This is a genomic window from Lysobacter sp. 5GHs7-4, from assembly GCF_021284765.1.
GTDB lineage: Bacteria > Pseudomonadota > Gammaproteobacteria > Xanthomonadales > Xanthomonadaceae > Lysobacter.
The window spans coordinates 1,594,216-1,613,555 of record NZ_CP089924.1; the positions used below are offsets into that span (position 1 = coordinate 1,594,216).

At 68.7% G+C, this 19,340-nt stretch carries 16 protein-coding genes; 11 read left to right on the forward strand and 5 right to left on the reverse strand.

Annotated elements, in window-relative coordinates:
- The first annotated feature begins 53 nt into the window (after positions 1-53).
- A complete protein-coding gene (locus tag LVB77_RS06970) occupies positions 54-980 on the forward strand; it encodes a LysR family transcriptional regulator (RefSeq protein WP_232909429.1) in 927 nt (308 codons plus the stop codon).
- Between the two features lie 326 nt (positions 981-1,306).
- Here the strand turns inward: LVB77_RS06970 and LVB77_RS06975 are convergent, their stop codons facing one another.
- Positions 1,307-2,098 carry a class III extradiol ring-cleavage dioxygenase gene (locus tag LVB77_RS06975; RefSeq protein ID WP_232909430.1) on the reverse strand — a complete coding sequence of 264 codons (792 nt, stop codon included), beginning with the start codon at positions 2,096-2,098 and terminating at the stop codon, positions 1,307-1,309.
- A gap of 155 nt (positions 2,099-2,253) precedes the next feature.
- On the opposite strand from LVB77_RS06975, the gene LVB77_RS06980 reads away from it, so the two are divergent.
- The 7 genes from LVB77_RS06980 to LVB77_RS07010 all read left to right on the forward strand — a co-directional run bounded on the left by LVB77_RS06980 (position 2,254) and on the right by LVB77_RS07010 (position 9,522).
- On the forward strand, positions 2,254-3,696 hold the full coding sequence (locus tag LVB77_RS06980; protein WP_232909431.1) for a bifunctional 2-methylcitrate dehydratase/aconitate hydratase: 1,443 nt from the start codon (positions 2,254-2,256) through the stop codon (positions 3,694-3,696).
- Positions 3,697-3,880: 184 nt separating this feature from the next.
- Positions 3,881-4,963, forward strand: a complete 1,083-nt coding sequence (locus tag LVB77_RS06985) for an OmpA family protein (protein ID WP_232909432.1) — start codon at positions 3,881-3,883, stop codon at positions 4,961-4,963.
- Between the two features lie 235 nt (positions 4,964-5,198).
- A complete protein-coding gene (locus LVB77_RS06990; RefSeq protein ID WP_232909433.1) occupies positions 5,199-6,284 on the forward strand; it encodes an OmpA family protein in 1,086 nt (361 codons plus the stop codon).
- A 222-nt stretch (positions 6,285-6,506) separates the two neighbouring features.
- Positions 6,507-7,022, forward strand: coding sequence for a hypothetical protein (locus LVB77_RS06995; RefSeq protein WP_232909434.1), 516 nt, complete (start codon positions 6,507-6,509; stop codon positions 7,020-7,022).
- Between the two features lie 73 nt (positions 7,023-7,095).
- A complete protein-coding gene (locus tag LVB77_RS07000) occupies positions 7,096-7,833 on the forward strand; it encodes a pseudouridine synthase (protein WP_232909435.1) in 738 nt (245 codons plus the stop codon).
- Positions 7,834-8,078: 245 nt separating this feature from the next.
- Positions 8,079-8,576 carry a hypothetical protein gene (locus LVB77_RS21335; protein WP_343226243.1) on the forward strand — a complete coding sequence of 166 codons (498 nt, stop codon included), beginning with the start codon at positions 8,079-8,081 and terminating at the stop codon, positions 8,574-8,576.
- A gap of 451 nt (positions 8,577-9,027) precedes the next feature.
- Positions 9,028-9,522 (forward strand): hypothetical protein, encoded by a 495-nt coding sequence (locus tag LVB77_RS07010; RefSeq protein ID WP_232909436.1) that lies wholly within the window; start codon positions 9,028-9,030, stop codon positions 9,520-9,522.
- A 69-nt stretch (positions 9,523-9,591) separates the two neighbouring features.
- Here the strand turns inward: LVB77_RS07010 and kbl are convergent, their stop codons facing one another.
- Positions 9,592-10,785 carry a glycine C-acetyltransferase gene (kbl, locus tag LVB77_RS07015; protein ID WP_232909437.1) on the reverse strand — a complete coding sequence of 398 codons (1,194 nt, stop codon included), beginning with the start codon at positions 10,783-10,785 and terminating at the stop codon, positions 9,592-9,594.
- Between the two features lie 123 nt (positions 10,786-10,908).
- Positions 10,909-11,943 (reverse strand): L-threonine 3-dehydrogenase, encoded by a 1,035-nt coding sequence (gene tdh, locus LVB77_RS07020; RefSeq protein WP_232909438.1) that lies wholly within the window; start codon positions 11,941-11,943, stop codon positions 10,909-10,911.
- Positions 11,944-12,089: 146 nt separating this feature from the next.
- On the opposite strand from tdh, the gene LVB77_RS07025 reads away from it, so the two are divergent.
- Positions 12,090-14,243 (forward strand): S46 family peptidase, encoded by a 2,154-nt coding sequence (locus LVB77_RS07025; RefSeq protein WP_232909439.1) that lies wholly within the window; start codon positions 12,090-12,092, stop codon positions 14,241-14,243.
- A 240-nt stretch (positions 14,244-14,483) separates the two neighbouring features.
- On the forward strand, positions 14,484-16,628 hold the full coding sequence (locus tag LVB77_RS07030; RefSeq protein ID WP_232910193.1) for a S46 family peptidase: 2,145 nt from the start codon (positions 14,484-14,486) through the stop codon (positions 16,626-16,628).
- Between the two features lie 181 nt (positions 16,629-16,809).
- On the opposite strand, the gene LVB77_RS07035 is transcribed toward LVB77_RS07030, so the two are convergent.
- Both LVB77_RS07035 and LVB77_RS07040 read right to left on the reverse strand, forming a co-directional pair.
- A complete protein-coding gene (locus tag LVB77_RS07035) occupies positions 16,810-17,037 on the reverse strand; it encodes a DUF6289 family protein (RefSeq protein ID WP_232909440.1) in 228 nt (75 codons plus the stop codon).
- Positions 17,038-17,150: 113 nt separating this feature from the next.
- Positions 17,151-17,381: a DUF6289 family protein gene (locus LVB77_RS07040; RefSeq protein ID WP_232909441.1), complete on the reverse strand. Its 231-nt coding sequence runs from the start codon at positions 17,379-17,381 to the stop codon at positions 17,151-17,153.
- Between the two features lie 391 nt (positions 17,382-17,772).
- Here LVB77_RS07040 and serA point away from each other — a divergent pair, with 391 nt between their 5' ends.
- Positions 17,773-19,338: a phosphoglycerate dehydrogenase gene (gene serA, locus LVB77_RS07045; protein WP_232909442.1), complete on the forward strand. Its 1,566-nt coding sequence runs from the start codon at positions 17,773-17,775 to the stop codon at positions 19,336-19,338.
- Positions 19,339-19,340 lie beyond the last annotated feature (2 nt).

Here is a 19,340-nt window from a genome sequence, read left to right on the forward strand (position 1 = left end):
GCAAAAACCACCAAGATGACTAATCAGTTTCAATATTTGGTTGATAAACGGCCATGGACCGCGTCGGCGACCTCGCCCTGTTCCTGCGTGTGCTCGACCTGGGCTCGATCAGCGCCGCCGCGCGCAGCCTGGACCTGTCGGTCGCGGTGGCCAGCCAGCGCCTCAAGCGCCTGGAACGCGACCTGGGCGTGCGCCTGCTGCACCGGACCACGCGCCAGCTGCACGCCACCCCCGAAGGCGCCGCGCTGGCCGAGCAGGGGCGGGCGCTGGTCGAGGACCTGGAGGCGCTGACCGGCGGCCTGCGCCAGGCCGCCACCGACGTCGCCGGCACCCTGCGCCTGACCGCGTCGGCCTCGTTCGGGCGCCAGTACCTGTCGCCGCTGTTGCCGGAGTTCCTGGCCCTGTACCCGCGGGTCAAGGTCAGCGTGAATCTCAACGATCAGCTGCTGGATCTGGTGAGTTCGGGCTTCGACCTGGCGATCCGCATCGGCGCGCTCGAGGATTCCAGCCTGGTCGCGCGCAAGCTCGCGCCGAACCGGCGCGTGATCTGCGCCTCGCCCGAGTACGTGCGCCGCCACGGCATGCCCAATTCGCCGGAGGAGCTCGCGCGCCACGAGTGCCTGCTGCTGGTCGGCAGCCAGGGGCGGCAGGATCTGTGGCGACTGCACGACCGCCAGGGGCGCGAGTTCGCGGTGCGCGTGTCGGGCCGGTTCGAAAGCAACCTGGGCGAACTGCTGCGCGACGCCGTGGTCGCCGGCCTGGGCATCGCCGTGCATTCGACCTGGCACGTCAACGAAGACCTGCGCGCGAAACGGCTGATCCCGGTGATGCCCGATTACAGCGTTGCCGAATCCGGCATCTACGCGGTGATGCCGCAACGCCGCCTGATCCCGCCGCGTGTGCGCGCGTTCACCGACTTCCTCGCCGCGCGCTTCGGCGAGCATCCGCCGTGGGAGCGGTACGAGGTGTCGGTGCCGTAGGCGGTGATGCGGTCGTGGCGTGCGCCGGCGCGTACAGGGCGGTGTTTGGTGTTGATGCGCAGGACAGCGTCGACGCCAGCCCGTGCGAGCGACGGTAGGATCCCTGTGGGAGCGGCGTAAGCCGCGATTGCTCCAGTCGGGGAAGAACCCGCGAGTTCGGCGCGCATCGCGGCTCACGCCGCTCCCACAGACAGCCTGGCGCCGCAGGCTTTGGGGTAGGAGCGGCGTCAGCCGCGACCGTGAACCGCACATGTGGGGGATGCGTCGCGATCGAGGTTGTCGCGGTCGCGGCTCACGCCGCGCCTACCCCAAAGCCGTCGGCGCGCTCAATCGAACGCGAACGCATCCAGCGCCAGCGATCCCATTTCGTGCGAGCGGTGCAGGCTGCGCACCGAGGCCTGCTCTCCGGCCGCGCCCAACGCCACGAACAGCGGCATCAGATGCTCGACGGTCGGATGCGCATGCCGCGCATGCGGCGCCTGCGCCTGCCAGTCCATCAGCGCGTCGTGATCGTGCGCGTCCAGGCGCGCGTGCATCCACTCGCCGAACTCGCGCGCCCACGGCGCCAGCGGCGCGTCGCGCTGCTGCCAGTTCAGATCGCCCAGGTTGTGCACGAAGCCGCCCGAACCGATCACCAGCACGCCTTCCTCGCGCAGCGGCGCCAGCGCGCGGCCCACGGCGTAGTGCTGTGCGGCGTCGCCGTGCGGCATCACCGACAGCGGCACCACCGGAATCCCGGCCTGCGGATACATGCGCCGCAGCGGCACCCACACGCCGTGATCCAGCCCGTGCGCCTCGCGCACCTTGGGATTCAACCCGGCATCGTGCAGGCGCGCGCGGATCGCTTCGGCCAGCGCGGGCTGGCCCGGCGCCGGATAGCGCAGCTCATACAACGGCGCCGGGAAACCGCCGAAGTCGTGCACGGTATGCGGCTGCGGATGTCCGCCCAGCATCGGCCGGTCGGTCATGAAATGCGCCGACGCGACCACGATCGCCTTCGGCCACGGCAGCTGCGCGCCCAGGCCGTCGAGGAAGCGGCCGGCGGCGGAATCCTCGACCGCCAGCATCGGCGAGCCGTGGGACAGGAACAGGGTGGGCAGGCGGGTCGGGATGTCCATGCCCGCAGCCTGATCCCGCCGGCGCGCAAACGCCAGCGCGCCGCGCCGCCCGCAGCGTTCCGCCGGTGGCGCTGGACGCCGCGCCGCGTTTCGCGCGGCGCCCACGGCGGCGGCCGCACACTGGCGCCACCGCCCGATGCCGCGATCCGCCGCCGATGACCGACCCCCGTTCCGCCGCGCGCCCCGACTACGACGCGCCGATGCGCGAGATCGCCGACTACGTGCTGGACCACCGCATCGACTCCGAAGCGGCCTACGCCACCGCGCGCTGGATGCTGCTGGATTCGCTGGCCTGCGCCGCGCTGGCGATGGCGCACCCGGCCTGCGTCGAGCACCTGGGCCCGCTGGTGCCCGGCGCCGAGCTGCGCGGCGGCGCGCGCGTGCCGTTCACCGCGTACGAACTCGATCCGGCCCAAGCCGCCTACAACATCGGCAGCCAGATCCGCTGGCTGGATTTCAACGACACCTGGCTGGCGGCGGAGTGGGGCCATCCTTCCGACAACCTCGGCACCCTGCTGGCGGTGGCCGATTACCTGGGGCGCCGCGACGAAGCCGCCGGCGGCCGCGCCATCGACGTGCGCACGCTGTTGGGCCACGCGATCAAGGCCCACGAAATCCAGGGCTGCTACGCGCTGCGCAACGCCTTCAACCGCGTCGGCCTGGACCACGTGATCCTGGTGCGCCTGGCCTCGACCGCGCTGGCCACGCAGCTGTTCGGCGGTTCGCGCGAAGCCGTCCTCAGCGCGATCTCCCACGCCTGGCTCGACAACGGCGCGCTGCGCGCTTACCGCCACGCGCCCAACACCGGCCCGCGCAAGAGCTGGGCCGCCGGCGACGCCTGCCGGCGCGCGGTGACGCACGCGCTCAACGCGGTCAGGGGCGAGGTCGGCTGCCCCAGCGCGCTGTCGGCGCCGACCTGGGGGTTCTACGACGTCGCCATGCGTGGGCGCGCATTCGAGTTCGAGCGCCCGCTGGGCAGCTACGTGATGGAGAACGTGCTGTTCAAGATCAGCTACCCGGCCGAGTTCCACGCCCAGACCGCGGTGGAGTGCGCGCTGCGCCTGCACCCGCAGGCGCGCGACCGCCTGCAGCGCATCGCGCGCGTCGAGCTGCATACCCAGGAAGCGGGGCGCCGCATCATCGACAAGACCGGCCCGCTGGCCAACTACGCCGATCGCGATCACTGCCTGCAATACATGGTCGCGGTGCCGCTGATCTTCGGCCGCCTGCGCGCCGAGGACTACGGCGACGCCGTGGCCGCCGATCCGCGCATCGATGCGCTGCGCGACAAGACCACCGTGGCCGAGGATCCGCGCTACACCCGCGACTACCTCGATCCGGACAAGCGCTACATCGGCAACTCGGTGCAACTGCATTACGACGACGGCAGCGCCAGCGAGCGCGTTTCCATCGACGTGCCTGTAGGCCACCGTCTGCGCCGCGCCGAGGCACTGCCTTTGTTGATGGCCAAATTCGAGACTGCGATCCGCGCCCGCTTGCCGTCGGCGCAGGCCGATACACTGTGCGCGCTGGCCACGGACCCGGCGCGATTGGACGCTCTACCGGTCCCGCGGCTGTTGGATCTGTTGCGCCCCTGATTCACGGGCGCGGCGGCGTCGGCGTTTACCACGGAAGCCGTCGTGAATGTTAGATGCCTGTTAACATGGCTTTCACATAGGCAAACCTAACCTGCGCGGGATGGCGTCGGAAGGCGGCCGTCCTGAACGGTAGGAACCTCGCAGACGCGGTTTCCAATATTTCTGAACCAAGGAGCTATAACAAATGAATAAGAAACTCCTCTGCGCCGCCCTGCTGGGTGGCCTGAGCATGGCCCAGGCGGCCAGCGCGCAGGATTTCGACGACCGCTGGTACCTCACCGGCTCGGCCGGCATGAACGTCCAGGACAACGATCGCGGCACGCGTAACGCGCCGTTCCTCGGCCTGGGCGTCGGCAAGTTCATCAGCCCGACCTGGTCGGTCGACGGCGAGCTGAACTATCAGCACCCGAAGAACGACGCCAACCAGGACCTGTCCTGGAGCCAGTACGGCGTTTCGCTGGACTTCCGTCGTCACTTCATCACCGAAGGCCGCAACTGGAACCCGTACGCCCTGCTGGGCATCGGCTACCAGCGTTCGGAGGAAGAGTTCAACGCCTTCCCGTCGCCGAACTCGCCGGGCCGTCGTGAAGACGGCAACCTGGCCGCCAAGGTGGGCCTGGGTATCCAGGGCGACCTGGGCCGCGTCGGCATCCGCACCGAGCTGGCGTACCGCGCCGACTTCGACGACACCAGCGTCTCGGCGCCGGACGAAGATTGGTTCGGCGACGTGCTGGCTTCGGTCGGCATCATCGTCCCGCTGGGCCCGGAAGCCACCGCTCCGGTCGCTCCGGCTCCGGTCGTTGCGCCGAACTGCGCCGACCAGGACGACGACGGCGACGGCGTGAACAATTGCGACGACAAGTGCCCCGGTTCGCAGGCTGGCCAGACCATCGGTCCGGACGGCTGCCCGGTGCCGGTCTCGATCGACCTGAAGGGCGTGAACTTCGACTTCGACAAGGCCACGCTGCGTCCTGACGCGGTGACGATCCTGAACGAAGCCGCCGAGATCCTGAAGCGCTATCCGGAGCTGAAGGTCGAAGTCGCCGGTCACACCGACCAGTGCGGTAAGGACGCTTACAACCAGAACCTGTCCGAGCGTCGCGCCCGCGCCGCGTACGACTACCTGACCAGCAACGGCGTCGACGCCGCGCGTCTGTCGGGTCCGAACGGCTACGGCGAGAGCCGTCCGCTGGAAGACCTGGGTCAGGCCTTCCCGGCTTGTAAGAGCGAGAAGAACCGTCGCACCGAGCTGAACGTCCAGAACTAAGGACGCAGCCGGTTCCTCGGAACCCGCAACACCACGAAGCCCGGCCTAGTGCCGGGCTTCGTGCATTTATGTGCCGCTGTTAAGAAATAACGTTAAGTGGTATTAACAATCGTCTTGACAGTGTATGATCTGCCCCGCCAGAGACCGCCTGCCGGCCCCGTCCGCGCAGGACCGAGTCCTGTCACGCGTCTCCGCCGTGAACCAAACCGTTCCTACTGATCTGAAGGAGTTAGAGATGAAGATCCGTTTGTTGAGCACCGCACTGTTGGCGGGCTTGGCGTTTGCCCAGGCGGCCAGCGCGCAGGATTTCGACGACCGCTGGTACCTCACCGGCACCGCCGGCATGAATGTCCAGGACAACGACCGCGGCACCCGTAATGCGCCGTTCCTCGGCCTGGGCGTCGGCAAGTTCATCAGCCCGACCTGGTCGGTCGACGGCGAGCTGAACTATCAGCACCCGAAGATCGATGCCGATCAGGACCTGTCGTGGAGCCAGTACGGCGTTTCGCTGGACTTCCGTCGCCACTTCATCACCGAAGGCCGCAACTGGAACCCGTACGCCCTGCTGGGCATCGGCTACCAGCGTTCGGAGGAAGAGTTCAACGCCTTCCCGTCGCCGAACTCGCCGGGCCGCCGTGAAGACGGCAACCTGGCCGCCAAGGTGGGCCTGGGTATCCAGGGCGACCTGGGCCGCGTCGGCATCCGCACCGAGCTGGCGTACCGCGCCGACTTCGACGACACCAGCGTCTCGGCGCCGGACGAAGATTGGTTCGGCGACGTGCTGGCTTCGGTCGGCATCATCGTCCCGCTGGGTCCGGAAGCCACCGTCGCTCCGCCGCCGCCGGCTCCGGAAGTCGCGCCGAACTGCGCCGACAAGGACGACGACGGCGACGGCGTGAACAACTGCGACGACAAGTGCCCCGGTTCGCAGGCTGGCCAGACCATCGGTCCGGACGGCTGCCCGGTGCCGGTCTCGATCGACCTGAAGGGCGTGAACTTCGACTTCGACAAGGCCACGCTGCGTCCGGATTCGACCGCCATCCTCAACGAGGCCGTCGAGATCCTGAAGCGCAACCCGTCGCTGCGCGTCGAAGTCGCCGGTCACACCGACCAGTGCGGTAAGGACGCCTACAACCAGAAGCTGTCCGAGCGTCGCGCTCAGACCGTGTACGACTACCTGACCAGCAACGGCGTGGAAACGTCGCGTCTGGGCGGTCCGAACGGCTACGGCGAGAGCCGTCCGCTGGAAGACAAGGGCCAGGCGTTCCCGGGCTGCAAGAGCGAGACCAACCGTCGCACCGAGCTGAACTCCCAGAACTAAGGGACGCCCGCCGGTTCCTCGGAACCCGCAAGACCACGAAGCCCGGCCCTGTGCCGGGCTTCGTTTTTTTGGGTCGGCCGCGCGGAGTGTGATCGCAACGGCGAAACGGCCGCTCGCGCACGGCTGCGCGGTTGTCCGATCCGCCCCCCGCGCCTACACTGCCCGGGTCGTGTCCGGACTCAGTCGGGGCATCGCGACGGCCAGACCGGGAGGAGATTCGCCATGCTTCGTGTCCTAGCTGCAGCGCCGCTGCTGTTGATCGCAACGATCGCCCAAGCCGAAGTCGGCAACTGCGGTTCGCTCACCGTGCCCGCGCTGCCGGTGCAACCGACCGTGATCGCGCCGATCGCGCCGGAACTGGTGGCGCCCAGCTACCAACTCGGCTCGTCGTCCGGCGTGCTGTCGCAGGCCCTGGACGAATCCCTGTCGGTGGACCGCGTGCTGCTGCGCATGCGCATCGACGGCTGCAACCTCGCCAACGCCAAGCCCGCCGCGGGCGGCATGCCGACCTCCAACGATCCGGCCGCCTACAAGCCCAAGACCCAGTTCGACAACACGCCCTGGCGCTTCGACATGAGCCAGGGCGGCAAGCGCATGACCGCCGACGAGTTCAGCGCCTGGATGAAGGCCAAGGGCGTGCGCGTGGCCAAGGGCGCACCCGGCGCGGCCGCGCCTGCGCCGGCCCCGGCGCCGGTGGTCGAAGCGCCCAAGGACGAGAAGAAGGGCAAGAAGAAGTAAGCCCGCGTTCGCGCGGCCCGCTTTTGCCCCAACCCGCTTCCGCTCAGGCCGCGCCCCGCGCGCGGCCCCGTTCATGACCGCCACTCCCCGCCATGGCCTCGCCCGCGTGCTGTCCAAGCAGGGACTGTGCTCGCGCAGCGAGGCCGCGCGCTGGATCGCCGCCGGCCGCGTCGCCGTCGACGGCCGGGTGGTGCGCGACCCCGAGTTCCCGATCGCGCGAGGACGCCAGCGCATCGCGGTGGACGGCCGCGACATCGACCAGGCGCCGCGCCTGTACCTGATGCTCAACAAGCCGCGCGGCCTGGTCACCACCGCGAGCGACGAGCGTGGCCGCGACACCGTCTACCGCTGCTTCGACGGCGCCCGCTGGCAGGACGCGCCGCTGCCCTGGCTGGCGCCGGTGGGGCGCCTGGACCAGGCCAGCGAAGGCTTGCTGCTGTTCTGCAACGACCCCGAATGGGCGGCGCGCATCACCGATCCCGAGCACGGCCCGGACAAGACCTATCACGTGCAGATCGACCGCATTCCCGATGCGGCCACGCTGACGGCGCTGGTCGAGGGCGCGCTGGAGGACGGCGAGCGCCTGCGCGCCAAGTCCGCGCGCCTGCTGCGCCACGGCGAGAAGAACGCCTGGCTGGAGATCGTGCTGGACGAGGGCCGCAACCGTCAGATCCGCCGTCTGCTGGGCGCGTTCGACATCGGCGTGCTGCGCCTGCTGCGGGTCGCGATCGGCGAACTCGCGCTGGGCGAACTGGGCAAAGGCCAATGGCGGATGCTCAGCGAAACCGAAGTCGCGCGGCTTGCGCGCTGAGACGCTGACGCGCAAATCGCCGCGATCGCGGTAGCGCCGTGCCGCGCAGGCTTAACCGACGCGTCCACTGCCCGAAAAAAGCGTGCGCGCCGGCGACATCGCCGCGTGCGCGCGCGCCGCGTTCGCGACATCGCCGGCCGCGCGGATGCAAGATTGTGCCGGTCGGCACTTTTTGGCATCTTTGAGTTGCGATCCGCGCACTTAGACTCCCGGACTTTCGAGTATCAGCCTGGGGAGAGACCGCTATGCGTACGATCGCGACCGCTATCGCGCTGCTGCTGTGCACGGGGCCGCTGAGCGCGCAGGAGCCCCTCTGCGGCGGCGCCGAGACGCCGGCCATGCAGGCCGAAGTTGCATTGCTGCTGGAGCCGGCCGCGTCCTCGCCACGCTTGGCACGGCGTCCCGCCGGCGCTGCGCGCGATGCCTTCGCCGGCGCATTCGCTCACGCATCCGACAACGCCGAAACGCTGTCGCCGTCGCTGGCCTCGCCCTTGGGCGCGTGCACGCAGCTCAGCGCGCGTCGTGGCCAGCGCTCGCGCAAGGGCGGTGCCGCCGCCGCGTACCAGCCCAAGACGCGTTACGACAACACGCCGTGGCGCTTCAACATGGAGCAGAACGGCAAGCGCATGACCGCCGACGAGTTCGACGCCTGGATGAAGGCCAAGGGCGTGCGCGTGGCCAAGGGCGCGCCGGCGCCGGTGCGCAAGGAAGACCAGCGCCGTCGCATCGCGCGCGAGCGTTGACGATCGCGCGGAGTTCGAAGCCCGCGCAGCGCGCTAGAGCGCCGATCAGGCGCGCACGCCGGTGCGGGTCTTCGACGCGTGTGCCTGCGCACCGTGTCTGCACGCGTGGCTGAAGCGGGCCTCGCTGCGCTTTCGAAAGCGCGGCGAGGCGGTCCGCAACGCATCGCCGCATGCGCGATCGCGCCTGCGTTCGCGCCGTTGGACACTGGTCGCGCGCCTCGCGCTTGAGCTAGGCTGCCATCGCCGCACCGGTCGCGTCCTCGCGCCGCCGCGCCGGCCGCGTCCATGAGGGGCGCGCTATCCGCACAAGGAGGTGGCCTTCGGCCCGGATCGTTCGATCCGTATCTGGCCGGCATCGACGACTCATGCGACACCCGGCCCCGGACATTCGGCGCCGGCGTCTCACCGCGCGCACGGTTGCGCGCTTCCCCCAATCTCATGGAGAGCCTTCATGCGTCATACCCCCAAGTCCGCCCTGCAAACCCTGTTGATGCTGCTGATGTTGGCATTGGCCCCGCTGGCCTCGGCCGATCCGGCCGTCGCCAACCAGCGCCTGCAGATGGCCAAGTTGAACTTCGCCCAGGTCCAGTTGCAGCACCAGATCGGCCAGATGCACGCCAGCGCCGGCCGCGTCGCCGAAGCGCGCCAGGCGTTCGCGGTGGCCAACGTCAACGCGCAGATGCTGACGATTTCGCTGATCCAGCTGAAACAGGAAAACCAGCTCAGCTACAACAACGGCCAGTACACCAACGGCCCGGCCCAGCAGCGCGCGGTGATGCAGGCCGAACTGGCCAGCCTGAACTCGCAACAGTTGAACATCGACTACACCGTGCTGCAGCAGCAGCCGACCTCGCAGGTCTATCTGTCGCGTGCGCAAGTCGATCTGCTGATGCTGACCCAGAGCATGTTGCGGGTCGAGCAGGAAATGATCGCGGCGCAGCAGTAAGCGCCGGATCGGACGGGCCGCCGCGGTGGCGGCCCGTCGTTACGCGTTCGAACGTCGTGCGGCGTCGTGTCAGGCCGCGATCACGCCCAACTCGCGGCCGATCTTCACGAACGCGGCGATCGCGCGGTCCAGGTGTTCGCGCGTGTGCGCGGCCGACATCTGGGTGCGGATGCGCGCCTGCCCCTGCGGCACCACCGGGAAGAAGAAGCCGATCGCGTAGATGCCCTCTTCGAGCAGCCGCGCGGCGAACTTCTGCGCCAGCGGCGCGTCGTACAGCATCACCGGCGCGATCGGATGCACGCCCGGCTTGATGTCGAAACCGGCCTGGGTCATCTGCTCGCGGAAGTAGGCGGTGTTCTCGGCCAGGCGCTCGCGCAGCTCGCCGGCCGCCGACAGCATCTGGAAGGCCTTGATGCCGGCCGCGACCACGTGCGGCGGCAGCGAGTTGGAGAACAGGTAGGGACGCGAACGCTGGCGCAGCAGTTCGATCACTTCCTTGCGCGCGGTGGTGAAGCCGCCCAGCGCACCGCCCATGGCCTTGCCCAGGGTGCCGGTGTAGATGTCGATGCCGTCCATCGCGCCCTTGACCTCGGCCGAGCCGCGGCCGCTGGCGCCGAGGAAGCCGGTGGCGTGGCATTCGTCGATGTGGACCAACGCGTTGTACTTGCGCGCCAGCGCGACGATCTCGTCGAGCGGGGCGATGAAGCCGTCCATCGAGAACACGCCATCGCTGGTGATCAGCTTGGTCTTGCAGCCGGCTGCGTCGGCGGCCTGCAACTGCTTTTCCAGGTCGGCCATGTCGCAGTTGGCGTAGCGGAAGCGCTTGGCCTTGCACAGGCGCACGCCGTCGATGATCGAGGCGTGGTTGAGCGCGTCGGAGATGATCGCGTCGTGCTCGTCCAGCAGCGGCTCGAACAAACCGCCGTTGGCGTCGAAGCAGGCTGCGTACAGGATGGTGTCCTGCGTGCCGAAGAAATCGGCGATGGTCTGTTCCAGCTGCTTGTGCAGGTCCTGCGTGCCGCAGATGAAGCGCACCGAGGCCATGCCGAAGCCGTGCGTGTCCAGCGCGTCCTTGGCGGCCTGGATCACGTCCGGATGGTCGGCCAGCCCCAGGTAGTTGTTGGCGCAGAAGTTCAGCACCGTGCGGCCGTCTTCCAGCGTGATCTCGGCCGATTGCGGGCTGGTGATCACGCGCTCGGACTTGAACAGCCCGGCGGCGCGGATCTCGTCGAGGGTGTCGGCGTAGCGTTGGGTCAGGGACATGGGGGAGGCTCGTCGTTGAGGTAAGGGCGTGGGCAAGGAGTGAGCGCAGAGCAGCGAGGGGCGAGCTGAAAGCGGAAGCGAGGCTTACGCTCGCTACTCACTCATCGCCCCTCACGTCTGCCTTCAATTCCAGCTCAGGACGACCTTGCCCGCCTTGCCGGCTTCCATCAGGTCGAAGCCCTTCTGGAAATCGTCGATCGGCAGCTGGTGGGTGAGCACCTTGCCCAGCGGGAAACCTGACAGCACCAGCTGCGTCATCTTGTACCAGGTCTCGTACATCTTGCGGCCGTAGATGCCGTGCAGGGTCAGGCCCTTGAAGATGATCTTGTCCCAGTCGGCGCCGGCGCCCTTGGGCATGATGCCGAGCATCGCGATCTTGCCGCCGTGGTACATGCAGTCGAGCATGTCGTTGAACGCGCGCGGGTTGCCGCTCATTTCCAGGCCCACGTCGAAGCCCTCCATGTGCAGGTCGGCCATCACGTCCTTCAGCGACTGGTTGGCCACGTTGACCACGCGCGTGGCGCCCATGTCGGCGGCCAGCTTGAGGCGGAAATCGTTGACGTCGGTGACCACCACGTTGCGCGCGCCGATGTGCTTGCAGATGCCCGCGGCGATGATGCCGATCGGGCCGGCGCCGGTGATCAGCACGTCCTCGCCGACCACGTCGAATTCCAGCGCGCAGTGCGCGGCGTTGCCGTAGGGGTCGAAGAACGCGGCCAGCTCGCTGGGGATCTGGTCCGGGATCGGCCACAGGTTGCTGGCCGGCATCACGATGTACTCGGCGAAGGCGCCGTTGCGGTTCACGCCGATGCCGGTGGTGTTGGGGCACAGGTGCTGGCGGCCGGCGCGGCAGTTGCGGCAGTGGCCGCAGACGATGTGGCCTTCGGCGGAGACGCGCTGACCGATGCTGTAGCCGGTGACGCCGGCGCCCAGCTCGACCACGCGGCCGACGAACTCATGGCCGATCACCAGGCCCGGCTTGATGGTGCGCTGGCTCCACTCGTCCCACAGGTAGATGTGCAGGTCGGTGCCGCAGATCGCGGTCTTCTCGAGCTTGATCAGGACCTCGTTGGGACCCGGCGCGGGCACCGGCACCTGTTCCATCCAGATGCCCTTGCCAGTCTCGCGCTTGACCAATGCCTTCATCGTTTGCGTCATGGGGTGCTTGCCTTCGAGTGCCGCGCGATAGGCGCGGGAAAGAGAGCGAAATTATACGCCCCGGACCCGCGCCGGGCGCCCGCCGGGTTTGCCCGGTCCGGTCCGCTTCGCCTATCGTCGCCGCTTCCCTGCGATCCGGACCGACCATGCGCCCCCGTCTGTTAGCCCTGTCCCTGGCCCTGTGCGCCACGACCGCCCACTCCGACGAAGGCATGTGGATGCCCTCGCAGCTGCCGGACATCGCCGGCCAGCTGCGCGCGGCCGGTTTCCAGGGCCAGCCCGGCGATCTGGCCGAGCTGGCCAAGCCGCCGATGAACGCGGTGGTCAAGGTCGGCGGCGCCACCGGCGCCTTCGTCTCGCCCGACGGCCTGGTGCTGACCAACCACCACGTCGCCTTCGGCGTGATCCAGTACAACTCCAAGCCCGACCGCGACCTGATCGGCAACGGCTACATCGCCGCCGACCGCGCCGCCGAACTGCCGGCCAATCCCGATTACCGCGTGCTGGTCACCACCGGCTTCGACAAGATCACCGACCGCATCCTGGGCGGCGCGCGCGGCAAGCGCGGCCGCGCCTACTACGACGCCGTCGACGCCGCCACCAAGACGGCGGTGGCCGAGTGCGAGCGCGAGCCCGGCTACCGCTGCAGCGTCGCCAACATGTATTACGGCACCGACTTTTATCTGATCCGCCAGCTCGAGCTGCGCGACATCCGCCTGGTCTACGCGCCGCCGGACGCGATCGGCAATTACGGCGACGAAGTCGACAACTTCATGTGGCCGCGCCACAGCGGCGACTTCACCCTGCTGCGCGCCTACGTGGGCAAGGACGGCAACCCGGCCGACTATTCGCCCGACAACGTGCCTTACCAGCCGCCGGGCCATCTGCAGATCGGCACCGACGCGCTGCGCGAGGGCGATTACGCCATGCTCGCCGGCTATCCGGGCGTGACCTTCCGCCACCGCATGGCCTCGGAGTTCAAGCAGCAGGTCGAATGGCAGCTGCCGTCGCGGGTGGCGCTGTTCGACCGCCTGATCGGTGTGGTCGAACGCACCACCGAGAACGACGCGGCGGCCAAGGTGCTGTACGCGGCGCAGGTCGCGAGCGCCAAGAACACCCTCAAGCGCGCCCAGGGCGAGCTCGACGGCCTGCGCCGCAGCGACGCGGTGCGCGTGCGCGCCCAGGACGAGGCCGCCATGCTGGCCTGGCTCGATAAGCAGCGCGACGCCAAGGCGATCCGCGCCGACATCGACGCGGCCCAGCGTGTGCTCGACGAGGCCGCCAAGACCGCCGAGCGCGACCAGTTGCTGGCCGCGATCCGCAGCCAGAGTCAGCTGCTGCGCGCCGCGATCACTTTGCAGCGACTGGCGGCCGAGCGCGCCAAGCCCGACGCGCAGCGCGAGTCGGGCTACCAGCAGCGCGACGAAACCTTGATCGCCGGCCAACTCAAGCAGGTCCAGCGCCGCTACGCCCCGGAAGTCGAAAAGCGCCTGCTGCGCGACCTGCTGATCCAGTACAAGGGCCTGCCCAAGGATGAGCGCATCGCCGAGTTCGACGCGGTGTTCCCGGGTAGCGACCCGGACGGGCTGCAGGCCGGGCTCGACACGTTGTACGCGGGTACCAAGCTGGGCGACGAAGCCGAGCGCCTGCGCCTGATGAACGCGCCGGCCGCCGAACTGCAGGCTTCCAACGACAGCCTGCTCAAGGCCGCCGCCGCGCTGATGCCGGCGCTGCTGCGCCTGGAGCAGGACAGCAAGACCCGCGAAGGCGAACTGCTGCGCCTGCGTCCGGCCTACATGCGCGCCCTGATCGGCTATCGCAAGTCGCAAGGCCGCGCGGTGTATCCGGACGCCAACTCGACCCTGCGCGTGAGCTACGGCAAGGTCAGCGCCATGGACCCGCGCGACGGCGTGCGTTACCGCCCGCTGACCACCGTGCAGGGCATCGTCGAGAAGCACACCGGCACGGCGCCGTTCGACGCGCCCAAGACCTTGCGCGAGGCGATCGCCAAGGGCGATTTCGGCAGCACCGCCGATCCCGAACTCAAGACCCAGACCGTCGATTTCCTGACCAATCTGGACACCACCGGCGGAAATTCCGGCTCGCCGGTGCTGGACGCGCACGGCAAGTTGATCGGCCTGAACTTCGACAGCAACTGGGAAGCGGTCAGCGCCAGCTGGATGTTCGACCCGCGCTACAAGCGCGCCATCCACGTCGACATGCGCTACCTGCGCTGGCTGCTGGCGAAGGTGTATCCGGCGCCGCATCTGCTGAAGGAGATGAGTTTGCCGGCGGAATAAGCGCCCGGAGCGGCGACGGGAGGAGAGGGGACGTCCTCGCCAAACCGTCATTCCCGCGAAGGCGGGAATCCAGTGACTTCAGCGCCATGCGCCGATGCGCCCGAATCCCCACTCCCCAGCCCCACCTGAACAGCCCGGCCAGGACTTTCGTCATACCCAGGCTTCCACCCCGGCGGGCTAGACTCGCCGGTCGATTACCGTAAGGAGAGTTGCATGCGTTACACGGCGTTGGCTGCGGCCATGGCGATGACGGGGACGTTCGCGATCGGGGCTGGCCTCGCGCACGCGGGCGAGGGCATGTGGGTGCCGCAGCAGTTGCCGGAGATCGCCGGCCCGCTGAAGAAGGCCGGTTTGAAGTTGAACGCCAAGCAGCTGGCCGACCTCACCGGCGACCCGATGGGCGCGGTGGTCTCGCTGGGCGGCTGCACCGCCAGCTTCGTTTCGCCCAAGGGGCTGGTGGTGACCAATCACCATTGCGCTTACGGCGCGATCCAGCTCAACTCCACGCCCGAGAAGAACCTGATGCGCGACGGCTTCAACGCCGCCACGCCGGGCCAGGAAGTCTCCGCCGGCCCGAACGCGCGCATCTATGCGCTGGACTCGATCCAGGACGTGACCGCCGAAGTGAAAGCCGCGATTGCCGCCGCGCCCGACGCGCTGGCGCGCACGCGCGCATTGGAAGACGTCGAAAAGCGCCTGGTCGCCGCTTGCGAGGCCGACGCCGGCTTCCGCTGCCGCCTCTACAGCTTCTCCGGCGGCAACGTCTACCGCCTGTTCCGCAACCTCGAAATCAAGGACGTGCGCCTGGTCTACGCGCCGCCCGGCAGCGTCGGCAACTACGGCGGCGAAGTCGACAACTGGATGTGGCCGCGCCACACCGGCGACTTCTCGTTCTACCGCGCCTACGTCGGCAAGGACGGCAAGCCCGCCGCCTACGCCGCCGACAATGTGCCCTACCAGCCCAAGCATTGGCTGAAGATGGCCACCGCGCCGCTGGGCGCGGGCGACTTCGTCATGGTCGCCGGCTACCCCGGTTCGACCAGCCGCTACGCGCTGGCCGAGGACTTCGACAACACCGCGCAGTGGACCTATCCCACCGTCGGCGGCCACTACAAGAAACTGGTCGCGATGGTCCAGGCCGAGGGCGCCAAGAACCCCGACATCGCGGTTAAGTACGCCAGCACCGTGCGCGGCTGGCAGAACGCGATGAAGAACTACGACGGCCAGCTCGACGGCTTCCAGCGCATCGGCGCCAGCGAGAAAAAGCACGCCGAGGACACCGCGGTACTCGACTGGCTGCGCAAGCAGGGCGCCAAGGGCGAGGCCGCGCTGGCCGCGCACGAAACCCTGGTGCAGATCGGCGATCAGGCCCGCGCCAACCGCGAGCGCGACCTGGTCTTCAGTCAGTTGCGCAACACCGGCGCGATCGGCGCCGCCTTGCAGCTGTACCGCCTGTCGATCGAGCGCGCCAAGCCCGATCCCGCGCGCGAGCAGGGTTACCAGCAGCGCGACCTGCCTTCGTTCGAGGGCGCGATGAAGCAGATGGAGCGCCGCTACGATCCGAAGATGGATCGCCAGCTGCAGGCCTACTGGCTGGGCGAATACCTCAAGCTGCCGGCCGCGCAGCGCATCGCCGCGCTGGACAAGTGGCTGGGCGGTTCCGACGACAAGGCGGTCAAGCGCGCGCTGGACAAGCTGGCCAAGACCAAGCTGGGCAGCACCGAACAGCGCATGAGCCTGATGCAGGCCGACCGCGCCGCGTTCGACAAGAGCAAGGATCCGGCGATCCAGTTGGCGGTGGCGATCATGCCGACCGTGCTCAAGCTGGAGGAGGAGGGCAAGACCCGCGCCGGCGATACCCTGGTCGCGCGCCCGATCTACCTGCAGGCGGTGGCCGACTACAAGAAGAGCAAGGGCCAGTTCGTGTACCCGGACGCCAACTCCTCGCTGCGCATCACCTTCGGCAACGTCATGGGCTACACCAAGACTGACGGCAGCAAGCAGGTGCCGTTCACCAAGCTGGAGGAAGTCGCGGCCAAGGCCACCGGCGCCGATCCCTTCGACGCGCCCAAGAGCCTGCTCGACGCGATCGCCGCCAAGCGCTACGGCGGCCTGACCGACAAGCGCCTGGGCACGGTGCCGGTGAACTTCCTGTCCAACCTGGACATCACCGGCGGCAATTCCGGCTCGCCCGTGCTGGACGGCAGCGGCAAGCTGGTCGGCCTGGCCTTCGACGGCAACTGGGAATCGGTGAGCTCCAACTGGGTGTTCGACCCGACCATGACCCGCATGATCGCGGTCGATCAGCGCTACATGCGCTGGATCATGCAGGAGGTCTACCCGGCGCCGCAGTTGCTGCAGGAGTTGAACGTCGCGCCGAAGTAAGGCGCGACACGGCAAGCAACAGAACGAAGGCCGGTCGATGACCGGCCTTCGTTTTTTCGTGCTGGTTTAGCGGGATGCTTTCTGTGGGAGCGGCGTGAGCCGCGATCGCGAATCCCGCGACGCCGCAAACGAAGAGGCCGGGCATCGCCCGGCCTCTCCTGCATCGCGATGCGATAGCCGATCAATCGCCCGGGCAGAACGCATGCCCCGAGCTGTACCGCGAGGTCAGCACGCCGGACTGGTAGTAGGTGCCGTCGCAGTCCATCGACGACTCGCCGACGACGTTGCCGCTGGCATCGAAGTAGACGTAGAACTCGCCGATTTCGTCGGCGATGGGCGGGCGGGCGAGGGCGGCGGTGGCGTAGACGGCCAGGGCCAGGCCCAGGCCGATGACGATGCGCTTGCGCATGAAGAACTCTCCTTGGCTGCGGCGCCGCCGGCATGCTGCGCGGCCGGCGCCGTAATGGCTGTGGTGGTGGGCTGGGCGCACGCGCTAGGCGACGTGCGCGGATCGCGATGGGATCAGCGCGGATCGGGGTCGCAAAGGAAATAGCCGTCCGCGTAATTCTTGGTGAACTTGCCCCAGGACGTGTGGGTGCCGTAGCAGTCGATGGCCTGATAGCCGACCACCGCGCCGTTGGCGTCGTAGTAGTAATAGAACTGGCCCGGGCCGGTCGGGCCCACCGCGGCGATCGCCGCGCCCATGGTCGCCGCGGCCAGCAAGCCGAGGGTCCAGGCGGTCTTCTTTCGCATCTTCCACTCCCTGTCGTCGAATGCGCCGGCGTCGTTGCCGGCGTTGCGACCGTAGGGCGGAATTTGTTGGCGCGGAGTGAGGCGGAAACTAAGATTTCGTGACTTTGTGACCGCGGTCCGCACGCATGTCGCGAAATGATTAGCCAGGCACATCGGCAGGGTGACGCCGGTGCCGCGCTTGCAACCGCGCCCGACTTTGCTACTCTGCGGCCTCAGTCGCGGATTCCCATGCCAGCCGGCCCCGTCTCCCGACCCGTGTCAGATGCCGCCTCACCGCGGCCGCGTTATCCGTAGGTCCGTGCCGTTCAGGGCCCTCAGGTAACCGCCCCCTGTTCCCGCAGTGCCGGCTCATAGGCTTTCCGCGCTCCCATTCTCACGTATGGAGCTTGCGATGAAAGTACTGGCCTGCGATGGCATCCACGAAGACGGTCTGGCCCTGTTCCGCGATGCGGGCTGGGACGTGGTCGTCGCCCCCGCCCCGATCAAGGATCCCGACGTGCTGGCCCTGGCGCTGGCCGACGTCGACGCCGTGCTGGTGCGTTCGGCCACCGCGGTGCCGGCGCAGGCGCTGCGCGAGGCCAAGCAGCTGCGCGTGATCGGCCGTGCCGGCGCCGGCGTGGACACCATCGACGTCGATGCCGCCACCGCGCGCGGCATCGCGGTGATGAACGCGCCCGACGGCAACACCCTGGCCGCGGCCGAGCACGCGATCTCGCTGCTGTTCGCGCTGGCCCGCCACATCCCGCGCGCCGACGCCGGCATGAAGGCCGGCGAGTGGCCCAAGGCCGGCCTGACCGGCTTCGAGCTGGAAGGCAAGAAACTGGGCGTGATCGGCCTGGGCCGCATCGGCGGCACGGTCGCGCGCAAGGCGCAGGGCATCGGCATGGAAGTGGCCGCGTTCGATCCCTTCCTGCCCGCCTCCGCGGCCGGCAAGGGCAGCGTGCCGCTGAAGACCCTGGACGAACTGCTGGCCTGGGCCGACGTGATCACCCTGCACATCCCGCGCACCAAGGAAACCACCAACCTGCTGTCGGAAGCGCGCATGCGCGCGATGAAGAAGGGCGCTTACCTGATCAACGCCGCGCGCGGCGGCCTGGTCGACGAAAGCGCGCTGCTGACCCTGCTGGACGAGGGGCACATCGCCGGCGCCGCGCTCGACACCTTCGCCACCGAACCGCTGCAGGCCGACTCGCCGCTGCGCGCCAACGCCAAGCTGATCCTGACCCCGCACCTGGGCGCGTCCACCAGCGAAGCGCAGCAGGCGGTCAGCACCATCCTGGCGCGTCAGATCATCGACTTCGTCGCCACCGGCGCGGTCGCCGGCTGCGTCAACCTGCCGCCGCTGACCGCCGAGGCCGCGCGCGAAGTCGGCCCGTGGATGCCGCTGATGTCCTCGCTGGGCCGCCTCGCCGCGCGCCTGGTGCCGGCGCCGACGCGCCTGGAAATCACCTACGCCGGCCGCACCGAGGCGCTGGACACGCGCCCGCTGTCGCGCCTGCTGGTGGCGGCCCTGCTGGGCACCGCTTCGGGCCGCGTGACGCCGGTCAACGCGCTGCAGGAAGCCGCCGCGCGCGGCCTGACCGTGGCCGAAACCCTGGGCGGCGACGGCGACGGTTTCGACCGCCTGCTCAAGCTGCGCGTGATCGGCGAGCACCGCACCCGCGAGATCGAGGCCACCTTGCACCGCGGCCCGCGCGTGGTCCGCCTGGACGGCGTCGAAATCGAATTCGACCCGCAGGCGCACGTGCTGCTGCTGCGCAACGAGGACCGCCCCGGCATGATCGGCCTGGTCGGCAGCCAGCTCGGCGCGGCCGGCGTCAACATCGTCAACTTCGCGCTAGGCGCGGCCGGCGACGGCCAGGCGCGCGCGGCGATCACGGTCGACAAGCCGGTCACCGACGAGCAACTGGCGACCCTGCGCGCGACGCCGGGCATCCTGTCGCTGGCGCAGGTCTGAAC